Source organism: Mesorhizobium loti (genome assembly GCF_003148495.1).
In the GTDB taxonomy this organism is placed as follows: domain Bacteria; phylum Pseudomonadota; class Alphaproteobacteria; order Rhizobiales; family Rhizobiaceae; genus Mesorhizobium; species Mesorhizobium loti.
This window is the reverse complement of the sequence record NZ_QGGH01000006.1, coordinates 341,101-360,114: the sequence shown is the minus strand read 5'-3', so window position 1 is coordinate 360,114 and position 19,014 is coordinate 341,101. Positions and strand designations below refer to the sequence as shown.

6 protein-coding genes are annotated in these 19,014 nt (G+C 64.7%); 3 read left to right on the top strand and 3 right to left on the bottom strand.

Features of this window, described 5'->3' with window-relative positions; translation table 11 throughout:
• Positions 1 to 301: 301 nt before the first annotated feature.
• From C8D77_RS23550 to C8D77_RS23540, 3 genes are all read right to left on the bottom strand, one after another.
• On the bottom strand, positions 302 to 1,024 hold the full coding sequence (locus tag C8D77_RS23550; RefSeq protein WP_109668434.1) for a M15 family metallopeptidase: 723 nt from the start codon (positions 1,022 to 1,024) through the stop codon (positions 302 to 304).
• An 18-nt stretch (positions 1,025 to 1,042) separates the two neighbouring features.
• Complete coding sequence (gene pbpC / locus C8D77_RS23545) at positions 1,043 to 3,133, bottom strand: penicillin-binding protein 1C (RefSeq protein WP_245951859.1); 2,091 nt, start codon at positions 3,131 to 3,133, stop codon at positions 1,043 to 1,045.
• Positions 3,134 to 3,241: 108 nt separating this feature from the next.
• Positions 3,242 to 8,740: an alpha-2-macroglobulin family protein gene (locus tag C8D77_RS23540; protein WP_109668430.1), complete on the bottom strand. Its 5,499-nt coding sequence runs from the start codon at positions 8,738 to 8,740 to the stop codon at positions 3,242 to 3,244.
• A gap of 271 nt (positions 8,741 to 9,011) precedes the next feature.
• Between C8D77_RS23540 and C8D77_RS23535 the strand changes: the two genes are divergently transcribed.
• The 3 genes from C8D77_RS23535 (at position 9,012) to C8D77_RS23525 (ending at position 18,916) form a co-directional block, all read left to right on the top strand.
• Entirely contained in the window at positions 9,012 to 10,940 is a 1,929-nt protein-coding gene (locus tag C8D77_RS23535) for an autotransporter assembly complex protein TamA (RefSeq protein ID WP_109668427.1), read from the top strand.
• Between the two features lie 3 nt (positions 10,941 to 10,943).
• Positions 10,944 to 16,997 (top strand): translocation/assembly module TamB domain-containing protein, encoded by a 6,054-nt coding sequence (locus C8D77_RS23530; RefSeq protein ID WP_109668425.1) that lies wholly within the window; start codon positions 10,944 to 10,946, stop codon positions 16,995 to 16,997.
• Between the two features lie 266 nt (positions 16,998 to 17,263).
• Positions 17,264 to 18,916 (top strand): ABC transporter substrate-binding protein, encoded by a 1,653-nt coding sequence (locus C8D77_RS23525; RefSeq protein ID WP_109668422.1) that lies wholly within the window; start codon positions 17,264 to 17,266, stop codon positions 18,914 to 18,916.
• Positions 18,917 to 19,014: the final 98 nt, after the last annotated feature.

Below are 19,014 nucleotides of genomic sequence, written 5' to 3'. Positions count from 1 at the left end.
AACGCGAAACCGAGCGTGCCTGATAGAACAGATGTGGCGACCAGTGCGCCGAGCAGTTTCCTGAAATGAGGTTTGGTCATTTCTGCCTCCGTTGAACCCGCGCCAAATCTACCGAATTGATAGAAATTAGATGCATTCAATGTTGCCTTTTTTGCCCCTCTTGAGAAAATGTTCGACGATATTTCATCGTATGGAGAAATATTTTCCTCCTGCGTCCCCGGGAAGAATCCATGCCGGCCACTCAGCCTATTTAGAAATGGGTGGTGCCGCGGCAAGGCCGTGTAGAATTTAGTCCGGCGCCTCAATCGGCGGTGATGGGAAAGTAGAAACGCTCCTTGGCGAACGGTTCCTTTGTCAGCGTGAAGTGCCACCATTCCCGCGCATAGTTCTTGAAGTCACCGGCGCGCATGGCATCGACAAGTATCTTGCGGTTGGCCGCCACCTCACTGGCGAGGCCGCGGTGGGCGGTTTCGCTCATCGGGTCAAAGCAGTCGAAGCCGGTGCCGAAATCGAGCGTGTCGGCATCGACTGCACCGCAGGCTGGGTTCGGACTGGACCTGCGGTCCGTTCGGGCGATGGCGACGTCGACGGTCGAGCCACGTGAATGGGTCGATAGTTCTCCGACATAGCCCTTGGCGATCAGGTCACTGCGCTCGACCTTCGGATACCATTGCGGATCGGGCGGTCCACCCTGTTTCGTCCACTCGCCCATGTCGGTGACGGCGCGGGCAGGGCGGTAGCAATCGAATACGACCAGCGTCAGGTTTCTGGCGGCGAGCGTCTTCCGGACGGCGGACAGTGCCTTTGCCGCCTGCTCGGTGAGGATGCAGGCCGGCGCGTCATAGCCATTCACCCTGCGATGCAGAAAATTGTCCGATCCGGCGTAGCGGATGTCCTGGCGGATCGAGGGGTCGACATCGGCGAGCCGGACAAAGCCGGCGGGCAGGGCGTCGGCATGGGCCGGCGGAACGGAAGCTGCAAGCATCAGCGCGCAAAAGCCAATGCGCTGAATCACCTGGCGCATTCTATTCAACGGACACTTTCACTCGACGAACACCTTGACGCTGGCCGCACGTCCCGCGGCGTCGATGACCGTCAGCGTCGAATAGCCGGCGCCGTCAGGTTGCCAGGTCGCGGTGCGGCGACGGTCGATGCCGGTGAGTGGCTTGCCATTGGCCAGCCAGCGGAACGGCGCACGGCCGCCTTGCAGCTTCAGCACCAGCGGCGAGGCGTCGGCCGAGTTGGTGCCGAGATCGACGCGGGCGCCGTCGGGCGGGAAGATGATGGTCGGTGCGGGTTCGGTTACTGTCGCCTGCACCAGTCCGTCCGACCCGGCCCCGAAGCGGGCGAGCGTCACCGGCAGGTCCTCACGCCTCGGGCTGAACACGCCGGGCGGCTTGCCCGGCAATGGAACGGTGGCCAAGCCCGAGCGGACAAAACCCTCGAAGAGGATGGGGGCGGCCGAGACATAGCCGGACAGGCCCGGCACCGCACCAGCGTCGGGGCGGCCGACCCAGACACCCAGCACATAGCGGCCATCGAAGCCGACCGACCACGCGTCGCGGTAGCCGTAGGAGGTGCCGGTCTTGTAGGCAATGCCGCGCTGCAAGGCACCCTCGGGCGGCTTGACGCCCGACAATATGTCGATGATCTGCCAGTTGGCCTGACCGTCAAGGATGGTGGCGCTGGTGCGCTCGACATTGGCCGGCTCGGTGCCGTCATGCAGCGTGTGCGTCTTGCCGCCATTGGCGAGCCCTGTGTAGAGCTGGACGAGGTCGCGCAGCGTGACGCCTACGCCGCCAAGGCCGATGGCCAGGCCCGGCGCCTTGTTGACCGGCAGTATGGGGTTTACCCCGGCCTGGCGGAAGCGCGCCATCAGCCGCGTTGGTCCGACTGCATCGAGCACGCGGATTGCCGGCACGTTGAGCGACAGTTGCAGCGCTTGCCGGATGCTGACATCGCCCTGATAGCCCATGTCGAAATTCTTCGGCCGATAGCCTGAGAAATCGACGGGGCTGTCGTCGATCAGCGTCTCCTGCGCCACCAGGCCCTGTTCGAAGGCAAGACCGTAGATGAACGGCTTGAGCGTCGAGCCGGGCGAGCGGACGATCTTGGTCATGTCGATCCAGCCGGAGCGGCTGGCGTCGAAGAAATTGGCCGAGCCGACTTCACCGAGGATGTCGCCGGTGCGGGAGTCGGCCAGCACCATGGCGACCGACAGGCGAGGCCCAAGCTTTGTGGCGGCGTCCCTCGCCACCTGCTCCAGCCCTTCCTGGACGCTCTTGCGGATCGTCAGTTGTACGGGCTGGCCGGGAACGGCCTTGGGCAGCATCGCATAGGCGGCGTGTGCGGCGAGCGCCGGCAGCGTGCGGCGCAGGCCCGCCACATCGTCGAGGGCGGCACGCGCGGCCTCGCGCTCGCCGAGCAGGCCGGAAGACACCATGCGGGTCAGCACCCGGTCGCGGGCGGCGTGGGCGATCTTCAAATTGCGGTCGGGTCGGCGCTTTTCCGGCAGTTGCGGCAAGGCGACGAGAAGGGCGGATTCGGAGACGGTGAGCCGCTTCGGCTCCTTGCCGAAATAGGCGAGCGAGGCGGCGCGCACGCCTTCCAGATTGCCGCCATAAGGCGCCAGCGTCAGGTAGCGTTCGAGGATCTCGCGTTTCGACAATCGCCGCTCGATCTGGATGGCGCGCAGCATCTGCTTGATCTTGGACCCGAGGCTGCGGCTTTCGCGCGGCTCGATCAGCCGGGCGAGCTGCATGGACAGGGTCGAGCCACCGGAGACGATGTGGCCGCTGGTGGCGAACTGGCCGGCGGCCCGCGCCAGCGCCAGCACGTCGACACCCTCATGGTCCCAGAAACGCTTGTCCTCATAGGTGACCAGTATGTCGACGAATTGCTTGTCGACCTGGTCGAGACGGGTCTCCAGCCGCCAGTAGCCGTCCGGCGTGGCGAAGGCGCGCAACAGCTGGCCATCGCGATCCTGGACTTCGGTCGAGACCGTGAGTTCGGCCGGAAGCGGGGGCGGGAAGGCGCGGTCGAGTTCCCAGAGACTGGCTGCGGTGATCACCGCAACGCCAGCGAGGGAGACGCCCGTAATGGCTGCCCGGCGCAGGATTTTTTTGGAGAGCATGGTGCTGCCCCTCATCCGCCTGCCGGCACCTTCCCCCCGTGTAGTGACGGGGAGAGGGGAGCTGTCGCTAGCGCAATCGCCATTTGCATGATCGTTACCACCGGCGCCTTACGGCGCCTTGATCTCCATCATGCCGGTGGCGGTGCGGGCCGAGTATTGCGGCCGGTACATGTCCTCCACCGTTGCCGCCGGATGGGCGTAGGTGCCAGGTGTCACCGCGCGCACGACATAGGCGAGGGTCAAATTGTGGTCGTGGTCGCCGTCGGCCGGGTTGAACGCCGCGACGAAACGGTCGTCGCGGAATTCGAGATGGGCCGCATCGGTCTGCGCCAGCCACGAGAAGTTCGTCAACTGGGCGCTGGAGACCAGGCCAGGATTGTCGATCTCGAAGCCGGCCGGCAACAGGTCGGTGACCAGCAGGCGCGATGGCCATGTGTTCTGCTCGTTGACCTTGAGCACGACGACATAGCGTTCGTTCTGCGTCGCCTCGGTGACATTGGCTTCGGTGCCATCAAGCTTGTAGTAGGTGCGGCTGATGGTGAAGCCGTCGCCGCCGGCCGGCAGGGGCTGGGTCGGCGACGCCACCGTGGTGACGACGGCCTGCAGCGGGGTCTTGCCGGTGTTGGCGATGGTCAGCGGGCTGTCAACCAGGTCAGAACCTTCGACCTGGTTGGAATAGCCACCGGAATGCGGCGCGCTGTTGACGGTCAGCGTGATCGTATCATTGCCTTCCTTCAGCGCGCGGGCCGCCAGCAGCATCCAGGACTCGTCCTGGGTGCTGGTCCAGCGGGCTTCGGCGCGTTCCCTGGTCACCAGCTTGACCAGCTCTGGCACGATCGTCGGCACCGGCTTGGATTCCGCCGCCAGCGCCAGCATCGCCGCGCCGTCACGCAGCCGCGAACCGTAGTCGGAGCGGTAGTAGTCGTAGTCGGTGGTCGACTTGGCCAGCTGCAGGGCAGTCTTGAACGTCGATTCCGCACGCGGCGTATCGCCGTAGAGCGCCAGGCTCGCCGCCAGCTGGGCAACGGCCATCGGGCTCGAGAAAGCTTCGAGCTGGGTATCCGCGTAGTAGCGCAGATCGCCGATCGAGGCCTTCTTGTTGCGGGCCAGAACGTAGAGGGCGTAGGCGATCTCGCTGCCACGGTCCTGGACGCTCTGGTCGTAGCCGAGCGAGTTCTGCAGATTGCTCAGCGCCTGGTTCATGGCCAGGCTCGGCACGTCGTATTTCTGCTCGCGCGCCCTGGTCAGGAAGTCGGTGACATAGGCATCGAGCCACAGATCGCCGGAGCCCGGGCCCCACAGGCCGAAGCTGCCGGCCGAGGCCTGGTAGCTCAGAACCTTGTAGATGGCATCCTGGATGCGGCCATGGATGTCGGGGTCGCTGGCCATGCCGATGCCGGATGCTAATTCATTGACGTAGAGAAGCGGCATGGCGCGGCTGGTGGTCTGCTCGGCGCAACCATAGGGGTAGCGGTCGAGCGTCATCAGCAGCGACGGCACGTCGAAGGCGGCGGCCTGCGAAACGCCGACGCTGACGGAGGCGCCGTCGAGCAGGCTTGCCGCCAGCAGTTCCTTGTCGACGCGCAGCGCGCCGCCATTGCCCTTGAGGTCGACCACCAGGCGGGTGGTGACCGGCAATTGCGCCGGGCGCACCGGCACGTAGAGCGTCTGCTCGACCTTGGTGCCGTCGGCATGGGCGAGCTTGATGGTAAGCGAGGCATTGCCGGCCGTCTGCGCGATCAGCGGCACGGTCAGCGTCTGGCGCTTGCCCTGGGCGAGCGTGAGTTTCTGGGGCAGGGGCTTGTCGCCCGTCGACAGGTCGCCCGTCGTTTCGATCGAGAAGGCGTAGTCGCCGGCAGGACCGTCGGTGTCGGCGACATCGAGGCGCATGACGGCGGCGTCGCCAGGCGCCATGAAACGCGGCAGGCCGGCGGTGATCACGACGGGATCGCGCACGATCACGTCGGACTGGGCATGGCCGACCGCTTCCTTGGTCCAGGCGACGGCCATGACGCGCACGGTGCCGTTGAACTGCGGAATGTCGAAGTCGATCCGCGCCTTGCCGTCGGCATCGAGCTCGACGGGACCGGAGAAGAACGCGACCAGCTTTTCGGTCGGCGGGCTGCCTTGCGCCTGCATGTTGGCGCCGTCGCCGCCGGTTCTGAGCTTGCCGGTGTTGCCCAGCGAGCCGTCGATCAGGCGACCGTAGATGTCTCGGATTTCCATGCCCAGCATGCGCTGGCCGAAGAACCAGTCCTCCGGATCCGGTGCCTTGTAGTTGGTCAGGTTGAGAATGCCGACATCGACGGCGGCAACCATGACATAGGCATTGCTGCCCGGCTGCACGCCGGCCACGGAAACCGGGATCGACAGCTGCTGGCGCGGCATGGTCTTGTCGGGCGGCGTCAAGGTGATGGCGAGCTTCTTGGAGCCCGGATCGACCTTCAGCCATTTCACACCGATGGCGCGCGCCGGCATGCGCGTCTCCTGCGCATCGCCGGGCCGGAACAGGGTTGCGGTGACATAGGCGCCGGCGCCCCAGTCGTCGCCGACCGGAATGTCGACGGTGCTGCCGCCGGCCGGCACCGACGCCGTGACGGTCTTCAACAGCTTGTCGGAACCGATGTTGATGAGAAGTTCGCCGGCAAAGTGCGGCGAGACTTTCAGCTTGGCCACTTCGCCGGCGGCATAGGTGTCCTTGTCGAGGGCGATCTCGAGGCCGTCAGGCGTTTCTGTGGTGGTCGACGAAACATACCAGCCGGCATCGAACTCGTAGCTGGTCGCCGGTCCCTCGGGATCCGATGTCTCGACCTCGAGCCGGTACTGGCCCCAGTCGACCGGCACGGAGACGGTTGCGTCGCCTTCGGCGTTGAGGTCGACCTGGCCGTTGGCGATCGACTTGGTGAAGGTGACCGGCTCGTAATTCCAGGAATTGTTGGAGCGGTACCACTGGTAATTGCGTTCGACCTTGACCAGCGTCCACTGCGCGCCTTTCAGCGCCTCGCGCTTGCCGTCGGGATCGACGGCGATCAGGCTGAACTTGGCTGTGCCGCCCTGCGGCACTTCATTGTCGGCGAAATCCGGGCGGATGCCGATCATATGGCCTTGCGGGCGGATGCCGATGTTGAGCGAACGCTCGATGGCGCGGCCACCGGTTTCGCGCATCCTGACCGTCACCTTGGCGTCGACCAGCTTGGTGGTCGAGGGCAGTTGGTCGACGGAGACCGGGAAGGTCACCTTGCCGTCATCGCCAACCACCGGCAGATCGGCGAGGGGGGTGACCGTGGGTTCGGCCGACTGTTCGTCGGCGAGACCGAAGGAGAACCCTTGGAAACGGTCCCAGTCGCGCGACGTCGACAGCGTCAACTCGCCTTCCAGCGCCAGGCCTGCCGCCGGCGCGCCATAGAGGAAGCGGCCGTCAATGTTGATGTCGGCGGTTTCGCCTTGGGCGATCTCCTGCTTGTCGGCCTTCATGTCGAATTCAATGCGATCCGGCACGAAATCCTCGACCAGGAACATCTGGCTCGCCACCGCCGGCTGCTTGGGATCGGTGTAGATCGACACCGACCAGGTGCCGCGCATGGCGTTGGGTGCGAGCGGCAGGTCGACGGCATGGCCGCCGGCCGAGGCGCCGTCGCTGACGATGCGGCGGTCCTCGACGCCGTCGGGGCGCGAGAAGATGAAGGTCAGCGGCAGGTTTTCGACCGCCTTGGCGGCGCCGTCGCGGGCAAGCGCCGCGACATGAACATCCTCGCCGGCGCGATAGATGCCGCGTTCGGTCCAGGCATAGACGTCAAGCGCACCGGGCGCTGCGCGCCCGGTGACGCCGCGGTCGGACAGGTCGAAGCCGGCCCGGCCCATGTCGAGGAAGACGAAGTCATTGTCGCCCTGCTTGGCCATCAGCACGGCCGGCACCATGCCGCCGTCGCCGCGCGTCAGGCCGGGGTTGAAGACGGCGTGGCCGTCGGCATCCGATGTCGCCGTGCCGAGAACCTCATTGTTCCTGGCAACCAGGGTCAGTTCGGCGCCTGCTATCGGCTTGGCACTGCCCAGCGAACGGGCAAAGACATTCAACCCGTCCTGGCCGGTATAGGTCGACAGGCCGATGTCGGAGACGACGAACCATTGCGTGGCCATCGAATTGTAGTCGTCGCTCTTGTCGTTGACGGCCTGGGCGGTCAGCACATAGACGCCGGGCTTGCGCTGCGGCACCGCCTCGTCGACCGGGAAGGAGGTGGTGACCTCCTTGTTGAGATCATTGGCGATGTCGAGCTGGCCTTGCCAGACCGGCGCGCCCATCTGCTCGGAAATGTTGGAGATGTCATAGCTGTCGAGCTGGTGCAGGAACTGGTAGCCCGACAGAAGCTGGGCCAGCGAGCGGTCGCCGATGCGGTAGAGCTTCATCTCGGCGGCGTTCATGTTGACGGTGACGACCGGGATACCGCGGCGCGCGCCGGCCGGCAGCACGAAGCTGTCGCCGGTGAAGCGGGCGGACGGTGCGCGGTCCTGGACATAGATCGACAGCACCACGGGAGCCGCGGTCACCTCGCCGATGGCCGCCGGCAAGCCGGCGCGGAAGGTGACGTCATAATGCTGGCCGTGCTCCAGCCCTTCGACGCAGATCTGCTTGTCCTTGGCCTCGACGCCCTTGGGCGGCGCGTTGTCGACGGTGACGAACTGCGCGTAGTCGACGCCGGTCTTGACCAGATCCTCGGAGAATTGCGCGCAGATGCGCGGCGCGCTGGTGTCGGCATCGACGGTGTGGTCGATGACGCGGAAACCCTTGCGCGCCTTCAGATCGGCATAGTCGGCCTGGACCGCCGGTGAAGGGTTCAGGGCAAGGCTGGCTTCATAGGCCTGCAGCGCCGGCCGGTAGAGATCGCGCTTGTCGAGGCCGTTGCCGAGCAGCGCCAGCACGTCGGCGCGCGTCTTGGTGGTGCGCAACAGCTTGTAGGCGTTGAAAGCAGCCGAAGTGCCGTTTGCCGGCAAAGTGGAGGCGTCGGAGGTGTTGGCGGCGGGCTGCACGGCCAGCGTTTCACGCGCCAGGTTGAGCCAGAGCTGGCCATCGTCGGGCAGCACCGAGACCGCGGCTTCGTATTTCAGCATGGCGGAGCGATGGTCGCCGGTCAGCACAGCCTGCTCGGCAGCGTTCATCAAGGCGGCCATGCCTTCGGTCGGCTTGTCATAGGCCGGGCCGAGCAGCTTGTTGCGGTACTGCTGGGCCTGATCGGCCATCCAGTTGGGGAAGAAGGCGAGTTCCGGCGGCGCGCCGATGTCGGGATCGCCATCGAGGTTGACGACCTTGCCGGCGACCGCGCCGTTGAACGGCTTCAGCTGGTTGTAGTCGGATTTGAGGAAGCACCATTTGGCTTTGTTGTTGTAGGTGAAGGCGCGGCAGGCCGGGTCGCCCAGACATGTCGTCTTGCACTGGTCGAGCGTGACATTCTGGTCGGACCTGAGATCGAAGCCGAAATAATCGGAATTGTCTGTCGTCGCGATTCGTCGAGCCTCAGCCGCTTGCGCGACACCACCCCAGGCTAAGACATTGGCCCAGGCAAAAAACAGAAGAATCAGGATCGACAGACCACGAGCCGCGCGCATTGCCATAACACCCTCCAGACACTGCTAACGTCCAGGCATGATCAAGCTTCAGTCAAGCTTGTCAACGCAGGGACGCGGCAGGGTTCCGCCTGCCAACGGTTTCCTTTCCGGCCGATGGCCGGTAGTACCTCCATAGGACAGGTGATCACGCTTTCTTGCGGCGACGCAAAAGGTGTGAATTCCAAGCCCGCCCTATTTCAGACAATTGGATTGTGGCCCCTTTACGAGCGCTTCAGAACTTCATTCCAATTTTAGTTTTATAACCTAGGTTGTCTTAATGCCGGCGCATGAAGAGCAGATGTCAGGAGGTCGCGCGCCAGGGCGTGCGCTTCCGCGCGCCCTGCTTTTGGCCATGATGTGCTCGACCGCGCTGCTCGCCGAATCGCGGCCGGCGGCGGCTTTCGAGCTTTTTGGCATCAAGCTGTGGGGATCGTCCAGCGACGAGGATGCCGACATCGTCGATCCGCTGCGCTATGCCGTCACCATCAATGCCCCCGACGCCGACAAGGATCTGGTCAAGAAGCTCGAAAACGCCTCGGCCCTGAAAAGTGACGAGGAGCGTCCGGTTTCCGGCTCACTCGGACTGATGGCCAAGGCACGCAGCGACCGCGAACAACTGGTCGCCGCGCTCTATGCCGACGCCCGCTACGAAGGCGTGGTCACCGTCACCATCGACGGCAAGCCGCTTGACGATTTGCCGCCGGATGCCGAATTCAAGGGGCCGCAGCCGGTTCCGGTGGCCATCGACATTGTCAGCGGGCCGAAATTCACTTTGGGCAATATCCACCTTGAGGGCGACGCAGCTGGGCTGATGAGCGCCGATTATGGCCTGATCGCCGGCGGCGACGCCGGTTCGGGCGCCGTGCTCAAGGCCGAGGCGCTGATCGTGCGGGCGCTGAAGGAGGAGGGCAGGCCGCTGGCCAAGGTGACGGACAGGCAGATCGTCGCCGACCACGCCACTTCGACGCTTGACGTGACGCTGACGGTCGCCGCCGGGCCGGTCGCCGGCTATGGCGACACCACTGTGGAAGGCACCGAGAAGGTCGATCGCGACTTCACCGAATACATGACCGGCCTCAAGCGTGGCCGGCAGTACTCGCCGCAAGAGATCAGCGACGCGCGCGACCGGCTGCTGGCGCTCGAGGTCTTCAACAGCGTGACGTTCAAGGAAGCCGACAAGCTCGATGCCGATGGCAACATTCCGATCGGCGTCCAGGTCAGCGAGCGCAAACCGCGCTATTTCGGCGTCGGCGGCACCTTCTCCAACACCGAGGGGCTGGGCCTGGAAGGCTATTGGGGCCACCGTAACCTGTTCGGGCGAGCCGAGAAGCTGCGCATCGACGGCAAGATCAGCGGCATCGGCAGCAATGATCTCAGCGAGCTCAACTACAATGCCGGCATCATGTTCGAAAAGCCCGGTGTGATCGGGCCGGCATCGAAGTTCTTCGCCAGCGTCAAGACCGTGCTCGAACATCCTGATGCCTATGACCATTTCTCGATCAAAGGCAGCACCGGCCTGTCCTACGAACTGACCAAGAAGCAGACTGTTTCGGCGGAAGTGGCGCTCGACTATTCCCGGATCCACGACGCCTTCGGCAAGCACAAATATCTGATCGCCAGCATTCCGCTGCAATATGTCTACGACAACAGAGACAACCGGCTGAACCCGACCAGCGGCTTCCGGGTGCTGGCCTATGCCGAGCCCAGCTACGACATTTTGAGCGGTGCTGCCTTCCTCAAGCTGAAGGGCGAGGGATCGGCCTATCAGTCGATGGATTCGGCTTCGAAGTTCGTACTGGCCGAACGTGTCGCCATCGGTTCGATCGTCGGCACCAGCCTCGAACACGTGCCGGCCGACCGGCGCTTCTATTCCGGCGGCGGCGGTTCGGTGCGTGGCTACGCCTATCAGGGCATCGGCCCCAAGGATTTCACCGGCCAGCCGATCGGCGGTCTGTCCTTCTTCGAAACCTCGGTCGAGATGCGTATCGCCATCACCGACACGATCGGCATCGTGCCGTTCGTCGATGCCGGCACCGTGTCGACCAAATCGATCCCCGATTTCTCCGACGTCAAGGTCGGCGCCGGCGTCGGCCTGCGCTATGTCACGCCGTTCGGGCCGCTGCGCATCGACGCGGCCGTGCCGCTCAACCGCGATCCGGGCGACCCGCATTTTGGCATCTATGCCGGCATCGGGCAGGCGTTCTGAGCGATGAAGACGGTCTGGCGCATCCTTCGTATTGTCCTCTACACGCTGCTCATTGTGGTCGCGGGAGCGATCGGCGCGCTGGTTGTGCTGACCAAGACCGAGCGCGGCCGCGACAATCTCGCCGGTATCATTTCGCGGCTGGCCTCGAGCGACGACCGCAAGATCACGATCAGCGGCATAGACGGCATCTGGTCCGGGGCCCTCAGTGTCGACCATGTCGTGCTGGAGGACCGCGATGGTGCCTGGCTGGTGGCCCGCAAGGTGGCCATCGACTGGTCGCCGCTGGCGCTGCTGTCGAAGAACTTCAGTGCCGACCGCATCGCGGCCGAGCGCATAGAACTCGCCCGGTTGCCGGTGGCCAGCACGCAACCAGCGCAGAGCAGCGGCACGACGACGCTGCCGGTTTCATTCGATATCAAGCAGATCGACCTGCCCGAGATCGCACTGGGGCAAGACCTTGCCGGCAGCGGCATCGCCGAACTTGCCGCCAAGGGGATGCTGAAGGCCGATGCCGCGCCGCTGGCGGTCGAGACGACGCTCAACGTCACCCGCCATGACGGCAAGCAAGGCAATGTCGACGCCAAAATCCATTTTGCGCCGGCAGACAACAGGCTCGACCTCGACCTGAAGGCCTCGGAGCCGGCAGGCGGCATCATCGCCAATCTGCTCAAGCTGCCCGATGCGCCACCGGTCGACATAATTGTCTCGGGCACGGGACCGCTCGCCAACTGGAACGGCATCGGCACGTTCACAGTCGACGGCAAGATCGTCACCCAGCTGACGGGCCGCCATCAGTTGACCGACAAGGGAAATCACATCGAGGCCAAGGGCGACGGCGATTTCGCCCGCTTCCTGCCGGAGAATTTGAAGCCGCTGTTTGCCGGCAAGACCAGCTTCGATGTCGCGGGTACAGCAACGACCGCCGGTGGTGTCAGTGTCGACCGGGCCAACGTCGACAGCGATGCGGTGCACGGCACCGCTACCGGCATCGTCGATCCTGCCGGCGCCAGCGATCTCTCGGTCGAACTCGCCGCCAAGGGCCCACCTGTGGTGATCAGCGTCGGCAGCAAGGCGCAGCCGATCACGCTGGCGATCAACAAAGCCACCGCCCGCGCCTTCGGCGACGGCAAGGCGCCGATCATCGACATCGGCGCGTCCTTCGTTTCGATCGTCGCCGGCGGCACGCGGCTGGACGATCTGGCGGCGCAGATCCATTCCGACGGTTTCGACATCCAGAACCGCGCCGGGCCGGTCACCGTCAAGCTGGAGGCGGGTGGTCTCAAGACCGACGTGGCGACGCTGGCGCCCTTGATCACCGGCAAGGTCGATGTCGCTCTGGCCGGATCGGTCAGCAAGGATGCCATTGCCATCGACCAGGGCACATTGCGCTCCGATGCGGTCAACGCCTCGCTGACAGCCACCGTGGCGCTTGCCGACCTGTCGATGCAGCTGAAGATGAACGCGGATGCCGTGGCGACGGCCTTTCCGCCGCAGATCGCCTCGGTGCTCGGCGCCCGGGTGAAATTCTCGGCCAGCGCGGCCCGCGATCCGCAGGGATCCTTCGCCGCCAATTCGATCGAGTTCACGTCCGGCACGCTCAGCGCCGCCGGCACGGCCAGCATGCAAGGCACCGACATCCAGGCCGACATCAAGGGCAAACTGGGCGATGTTTCGGTTCTGTCGCCGATGGTCGGCGTGCCGGTTGCCGGCGGTATCGACTTCGCGCTGTCGGCAAGCGGCGCGATGACGGCGCCGGATTTCACGGTCTCCGCCGACAGCGACAGCCTGACCGCCTCGGGCCGCACGGTGAAGACCATCAAGCTGACGGCGAGCGGCAAGGCCGACATTGCCAGCCCCGCAGCCAATGTCTCGCTGACCGGTACCGTCCACGACCAGCCGCTCGACATCAAGGCGGCGCTGGTGACGAGCGAAGGCAAGCGTTCGATCAATGGCTTCCTGGTCTCGCTGGGCGACAACAAGGTCTCGGGCGATCTCGCGCTGGACGACAAGTACATGCCGCTCGGCACGCTGACGCTCGACGCGCCCGCCATCGATCAGCTGGCCGCACTGGCCGGCCAGGCGGTGACGGGCGACATCGACGGCACCATCCGCTTTGCCAAGGAGGGCGACGCGCCCTCCGTCGCCATCGACGCGAAGAGCACGTCGATCGCGCGCGGCGAGGTGACGGCCAAGGCCATCACCGTCAATGCGCTCATTGCCAATTATATCAAGGCGCCGGCGATCGCTGGTTCGATCAAGGCCGACAGCGTCACCTCGGGGACCACCGAAATCGGTGGCATCGGCGTCGACCTGAAGCGCGACGGCGACTGGACCAATTTCACGGGCGGCGCCACCATAGCTGGCATTCCGGCAACCGCTGCCGGCCGGGTGAAGATCGCCGACGGCACGACGAGCGTCGAGATAGCCTCGGGCGCAGCCACTGTTCGCGGCATCAAGGCAGCAATCGCTCAAGTCTCGACGCTAAGCATCGCCAAAGGCACGGCCAGCATCGAAAGACTGGCGCTCGATATCGGCGGCGGTTCGGTGACGCTGTCGGGCACTGCCGGCCAGACGCTCGACCTCGCGGCGCAATTTTCGGCACTGCCGGCGGCGCTGGCCAATGATTTCTCGCCCGGCCTCGATGCCGTGGGCACGCTTGGCGGCACGGCGCAGGTGACCGGGTCGGCGGCCGCCCCCGACGTCCGTTTCAACGCGCAGCTGGCTGGCGTCGAAACCAGTCAGACCCGCCAGGCGGGGCTCGGGGCGCTGGCCGTCGACGCGGCAGGCAGCTACACCATGGCCGGCGGCGTTGTGCTCGATCAAGCGACGCTGACCGGCGACAAGATTTCCGGCAAGGCGACCGGCACCCTCAATCCGAACGGCGCCAGCGATTTTGCGCTCGATCTCATCTCATCCGGCCCCAGCCTGCCCCTGACTGTCGGCAGCGCCGAGAGCCCGGTCAAGATCGAGATCCAGTCCTTGTCGGCAAAGGTGGCGGGCGAGAGCACGCGGGCCCGCCTGGATGTGTCTGCGATCCTACCCTCGATCACCACCAGCCCGGCGAAGGTAGACGGGCTTGCCTTGGCATTGCATTCGGATGCGTTCGATCTCAAGAACCGTGCAGGGCCGGTTTCCGGCACGGTGTCGGTGGACAAGGTCGGTCTCGACAATCCCGCGATCGCACCGCTGATCGCTGGCAAGGTCACGGCCGCACTTAGTGCCCGGCTGACAGCCGACGCGGTCGCCATCGATAGCGGCTCTCTCAAGAGTGATGCGCTGAACAGCCAGGTCGCGGGCCAGGTGTCGCTGCGTGACGGCGCTATAGACCTCAACCTGAAGGCGGATGCCCCATCATCGGCCTTGCCGGCGGCGGCGCGCGGCATGCTTGGCGAACGCGCGCAGATCAGTGCCACGCTGAAGCGCGACCCCAACGGCAGTATCGATATAGGCGGATTGAAGCTGACCTCGGGCGCGCTGACTGCCGACGGGCAGGCGAGCCTTGCTGACAACAAGGTCGCCGCCGACATCAAGGGTGTGCTGAGCGACATCTCGCTGCTGTCGAAGGATGCCAAGGGCGCCATCGCCTTTGCGCTGAACGCACAGGGGCCAGCTGCGGCGCCCGATCTGTCACTGACGGTGGACAGCGACAGGCTGCTGGTGGCATCGCGCGAGATCACCGGGCTGAAGCTGACCGCCACCGGCAAGGCTGATGCCGCCAACCCGGCGGCGAATGTGCAGCTGACCGGCAATGTCGCCGGCCAGGCGCTGCAAGGTAGCGCGGTGCTGGCGACGGCGGACGGCAAGAGCGCCATCAACGGCCTGCTGCTGTCACTGGGCAAGAACAGGATTTCCGGCGATCTGGCGCTGGATGAGAAGTTCGTTCCAGTCGGCACGATCGCGCTCGACCTGCCCGATATTGGCCCGTTGGCGGCACTGGCGCTGGAAAAGGCCGAAGGCGACGTGCGCGGCACGATTGCTTTCTCGAAGAACGGCACCGCACCGCAGGTCGCCATCAAGGCGGCGACAGCATCGATTACGCGCGGCGACCTGCAGGCGAAAGCCGTCTCTATCGATGCACTGGTCGCCAACTATCTGGCAGTACCCGTGATCTCCGGAAAGATCCGCGCCAACACCGTCACGTCGGGCGGCACCGTGATCAGCGGCATCGATGTCGATTTGACGCGTGACGGTGACTGGACCGGCTTCTCCGGCGGCGCAACCGTCAAGGGCATTCCGGCGCAGGCCGCGGGCCGGGTGAAAGTGGCCAACGGCACGACAACCATCGAGCTTGCATCCGGCCAGGCGACCGTTCAGGGCATCAAGGCAGCCATTGCCCAGGCCTCGACCGTCAGCATCGCCAATGGCACGACGACGCTGGACCGGCTGGTGCTCAACCTTGGCGGCGGCACGGCGACGGTGACCGGCAAGGTCGGCACGGCGCTCGACATCAACGCGACGCTGGCGCGGGTGCCGATGTCGCTCGCCAACAGTTTCTCGCCGGGGCTCGACGCCGCCGGCTCGATTTCGGGCACGGTCAAGGTGACGGGTGCGCCGGCGAATCCCGCCGTCGCCTTCAACATCGATGCGGCCGGGGTGCAGACATCGCAGACCCGAGGTGCTGGTGTCGGTGCGGTCAGTGTTTCCTCGTCGGGCACCTTTGCCGGCAACAAGCTGACATTCAATGCCAATGTCAGCGATGGAGCCGGCCTCGGTCTCAAGGGCGGTGGTACCGTAACGACGGCAGGCACGCCGGCGCTGGCGCTCGACTTCAATGGCGCCGTGCCCTTCGGCCTGCTCAGCCAGAAGCTTGCCGCGCAAGGCTTGTCGCTATCGGGCACGGCCAATGTCAACGTGCAGGTGCGCGGTCCCGCGACATCGCCTGTCATCGGCGGCAGCGTGAGCACCTCCGGTGCGCGCCTGGTCGATGCGCGCTCGGGTCTCGCGGTCAACGATCTTGCCGCCGATGTCTCGATCGCCGGCGGCGTCGCCAGGATCAACCGGCTGACGGGAACGCTGTCGACGCGCGGCAGCCTGTCGGCCAGCGGCACGGTCGGGATCAACCCGGCGCAGGGTTTCCCGGCCGACCTGTCGATCAAGCTGGTCGACGGCCGCTATACGGACGGAAGGGTGGTGACCGCCAATCTCGGCGGCGACCTGACGATCAAGGGACCGCTGACATCCGCACCTGTCATTGCCGGCACCGTCAACCTTGCCAAGACCGTGATCACCGTTCCAGATAAATTGCCTGGCTCGCTGGCGGCGCTCGACGTCAAGCACAAGAACGCGCCAGGCGCGGTCAAGGCGCAGGACAAGGCACTGCGGCCGCCGACGACCAGCGGCAAGGGCGGCGGCACCGGCCTCGCGCTTGATGTCACGGTCAACGCGCCGAACCAGATCTTCATCCAGGGCAGGGGCGTCGATGCCGAACTCGGCGGCTCGCTCAAGCTGACCGGCCCGGCCTCGTCGCCGCAAGCGGTCGGCACCTTCACCCTGCAGCGCGGACGGCTGTCGATCCTCGGCAAGCGGCTGACCTTCACCGAAGGCACGGTCGGCTTCTCCGGCTCGCTGGTGCCCTATCTCAACCTGACGGCAACCACGACGACCACCAGCGCCACCGTCACCATCGTGGTGTCGGGCGAGGCGACCAATCCGAAATTCACCTTCTCCTCGGTGCCGGCATTGCCCGAGGACGAGGTGCTGGCGCAATTGATCTTTGGCCGCTCGATGTCGAACCTGTCGCCGTTGCAGATCGCCCAGCTCGCCGAAGCGGCCGGGCAACTGGCCGGCGTCGGCGGTTCGACCTCGCTGCTCGAGAATCTGCGCAGCGCCATCGGCGTCGACGATCTCGACGTCACCACCGACGACAAGGGCGGCACGGCGGTTTCGGCCGGAAAGTATCTCAACGACCGCACCTATGTGACGATCCAGAAGGGCGACAAGCCGGGCTCGGGCAAGGCGACGATCGACCTCAATGTCGGGCGCGGCGTCAAGCTGCGCGGCGAGGCCAACGATGCCGGCGAAGCCAAGGGCGGCATCTTCTACGAGAAGGAATACTGATACTTAAGCGGAATTTTTGGCCCCATGGTGGCTCGATGCTGGCGCTGTCCGAGCCCCAGTAAATGTCTCAGTTTAATCGACTATCGAGATTCCAGAGGAATCCGGCGGGCAGTAGCAATTTTGCGCCAAGACTGTCGTTATCACGCGAACCGCTCCCTCTTCAAAGTTGCACATTCCCTAACATGTTCCCAATCCATGTCGTCTTTGACATCATGGCCTGGATGCGGAATGTTAAAAGGCGGAAAGCCAACAATGGGAGTTAAGTCATGACAATTTACAAGAGTAACGGCGATCGCGTTCCGGACCACATCCTGGCCATGGCCGAAGAAGCCAAGGCAGGCAAGGTCGATCGCCGCGAATTCCTGGCCATGGCCAGCGTCTTCGGTGCGTCGACGGCAATGGCTTACGGCTTGCTCGGCCTCGCCGATCCGACGCCGGCGAAGGCCGAAGAGGTGAAGGGCAAGAAGGGCGGCACGCTGAAGATCGCCCAGTGGATCAAGGATCCCAAGGACCCGCGCAAGGCCGACTGGTCTGAAATCGCCAATGCCGAGCGCCAGGCGCTCGAGCCGTTGGTCAAGTACACATCCGAATACACGTTCCGCCCCTATCTGCTGGAGAGCTGGGACGTCAACGACGACGCCACGCAGTACACGCTGCACGTGCGCAAGGGCGTCACCTGGTCGAATGGCGATGCCTTCACCGCCGCCGACGTCGTCTTCAACCTCAAGCGTTGGGCCGACAAGAAAGCCGAAGGCAATTCGATGCCTGGCCGTCTCGGCTCGCTGGTCAAGGACGACAAGCTCGACGAAAGCGCCGTGACCATGCCTGACGATCACACGGTGGTGCTGAAGCTCACCAAGCCTGACATCGCGCTGATCCCGAACATGTGCGACTACCCCGGCCTGATCGTCCACAAGAGCTTCGACGAGAAGGGCGGCGATTTCAAATCCTGCCCGATCGGCACCGGCCCGTTCGAACTCGTCTCCTACGATGTCGGCCAGAAAGTGGTCTATAAGCGCCGCACCGACGACAAGTGGTGGGACGGCGAAGTGTTCCTCGATGGCCTGGAATTCATCGACTACGGCACCGATCCGGCGGCCATGGTCAGTGCTTTCGAAGCCGGCGAAGTGCACACCAATTTCGAGACCTCGGCCGACTACGTGTCGATCCTCGACGGCATGGACCTGGTCAAGTCGGAGATCGTCACGGCGTCGACCATCGTCTGCCGCACCAACGTCAACAACAAGCCCTATGGCGACCAAAAGGTGCGCAACGCGCTGCAGCTTGGCGTCGACAACAATGTCGTCCTCCAGCTTGGCTACGGCAATGCCGGCTCGGTCGCCGAAAACCACCATGTCTGCTCGATCCATCCGGAATATTACGAGCTGCCCAAGATTGCCCGTGATCCGGCCAAGGCGAAGGCGCTGATGGCGGAAGCCGGCCAGGCCGACTTCGAACACGAGCTGATCACCGTCGACGAGGATTGGCACAAGAACACCGGCGATGCGATCGCCGCCCAGCTGCGCGACGCCGGTATCAAGGTTAAGCGCACCGTTCTGCCGGGTTCGACGTTCTGGAACGACTGGACGAAGTATCCGCTGTCGATGACCAACTGGAACATGCGCCCCCTCGGCGTTCAGGTCCTGGCCATCGCCTACCGCACCGGCGAGGCCTGGAATGAGGCCGGCTGGTCGAATCCGGACTGGGATGCCAAGCTCAATGCGGCGCTCGCCGTTGCAGACGCCGCCAAGCGCAAGGAAATGATGAAGGACATCGAGCAGATCCTGCAGGATTCCGGCATCCTGATCCAGCCGTACTGGCGCAAGCTCTACAGCCACTCGGTCAAGGCGGTGCAGAACTACAAGATGCACCCGACCTTCGAGCGCGACTACGGCAAGGTCTGGCTCGACCAGGCTTGATCGCATCGACATGGGGAAGGGGCGTCGCCCCTTTCCCTCGCCCGTTGCATCGTCCGTCCCTGTTGGTCCGCGCTTTCTCAAAAAAGTTGCGGACTCGC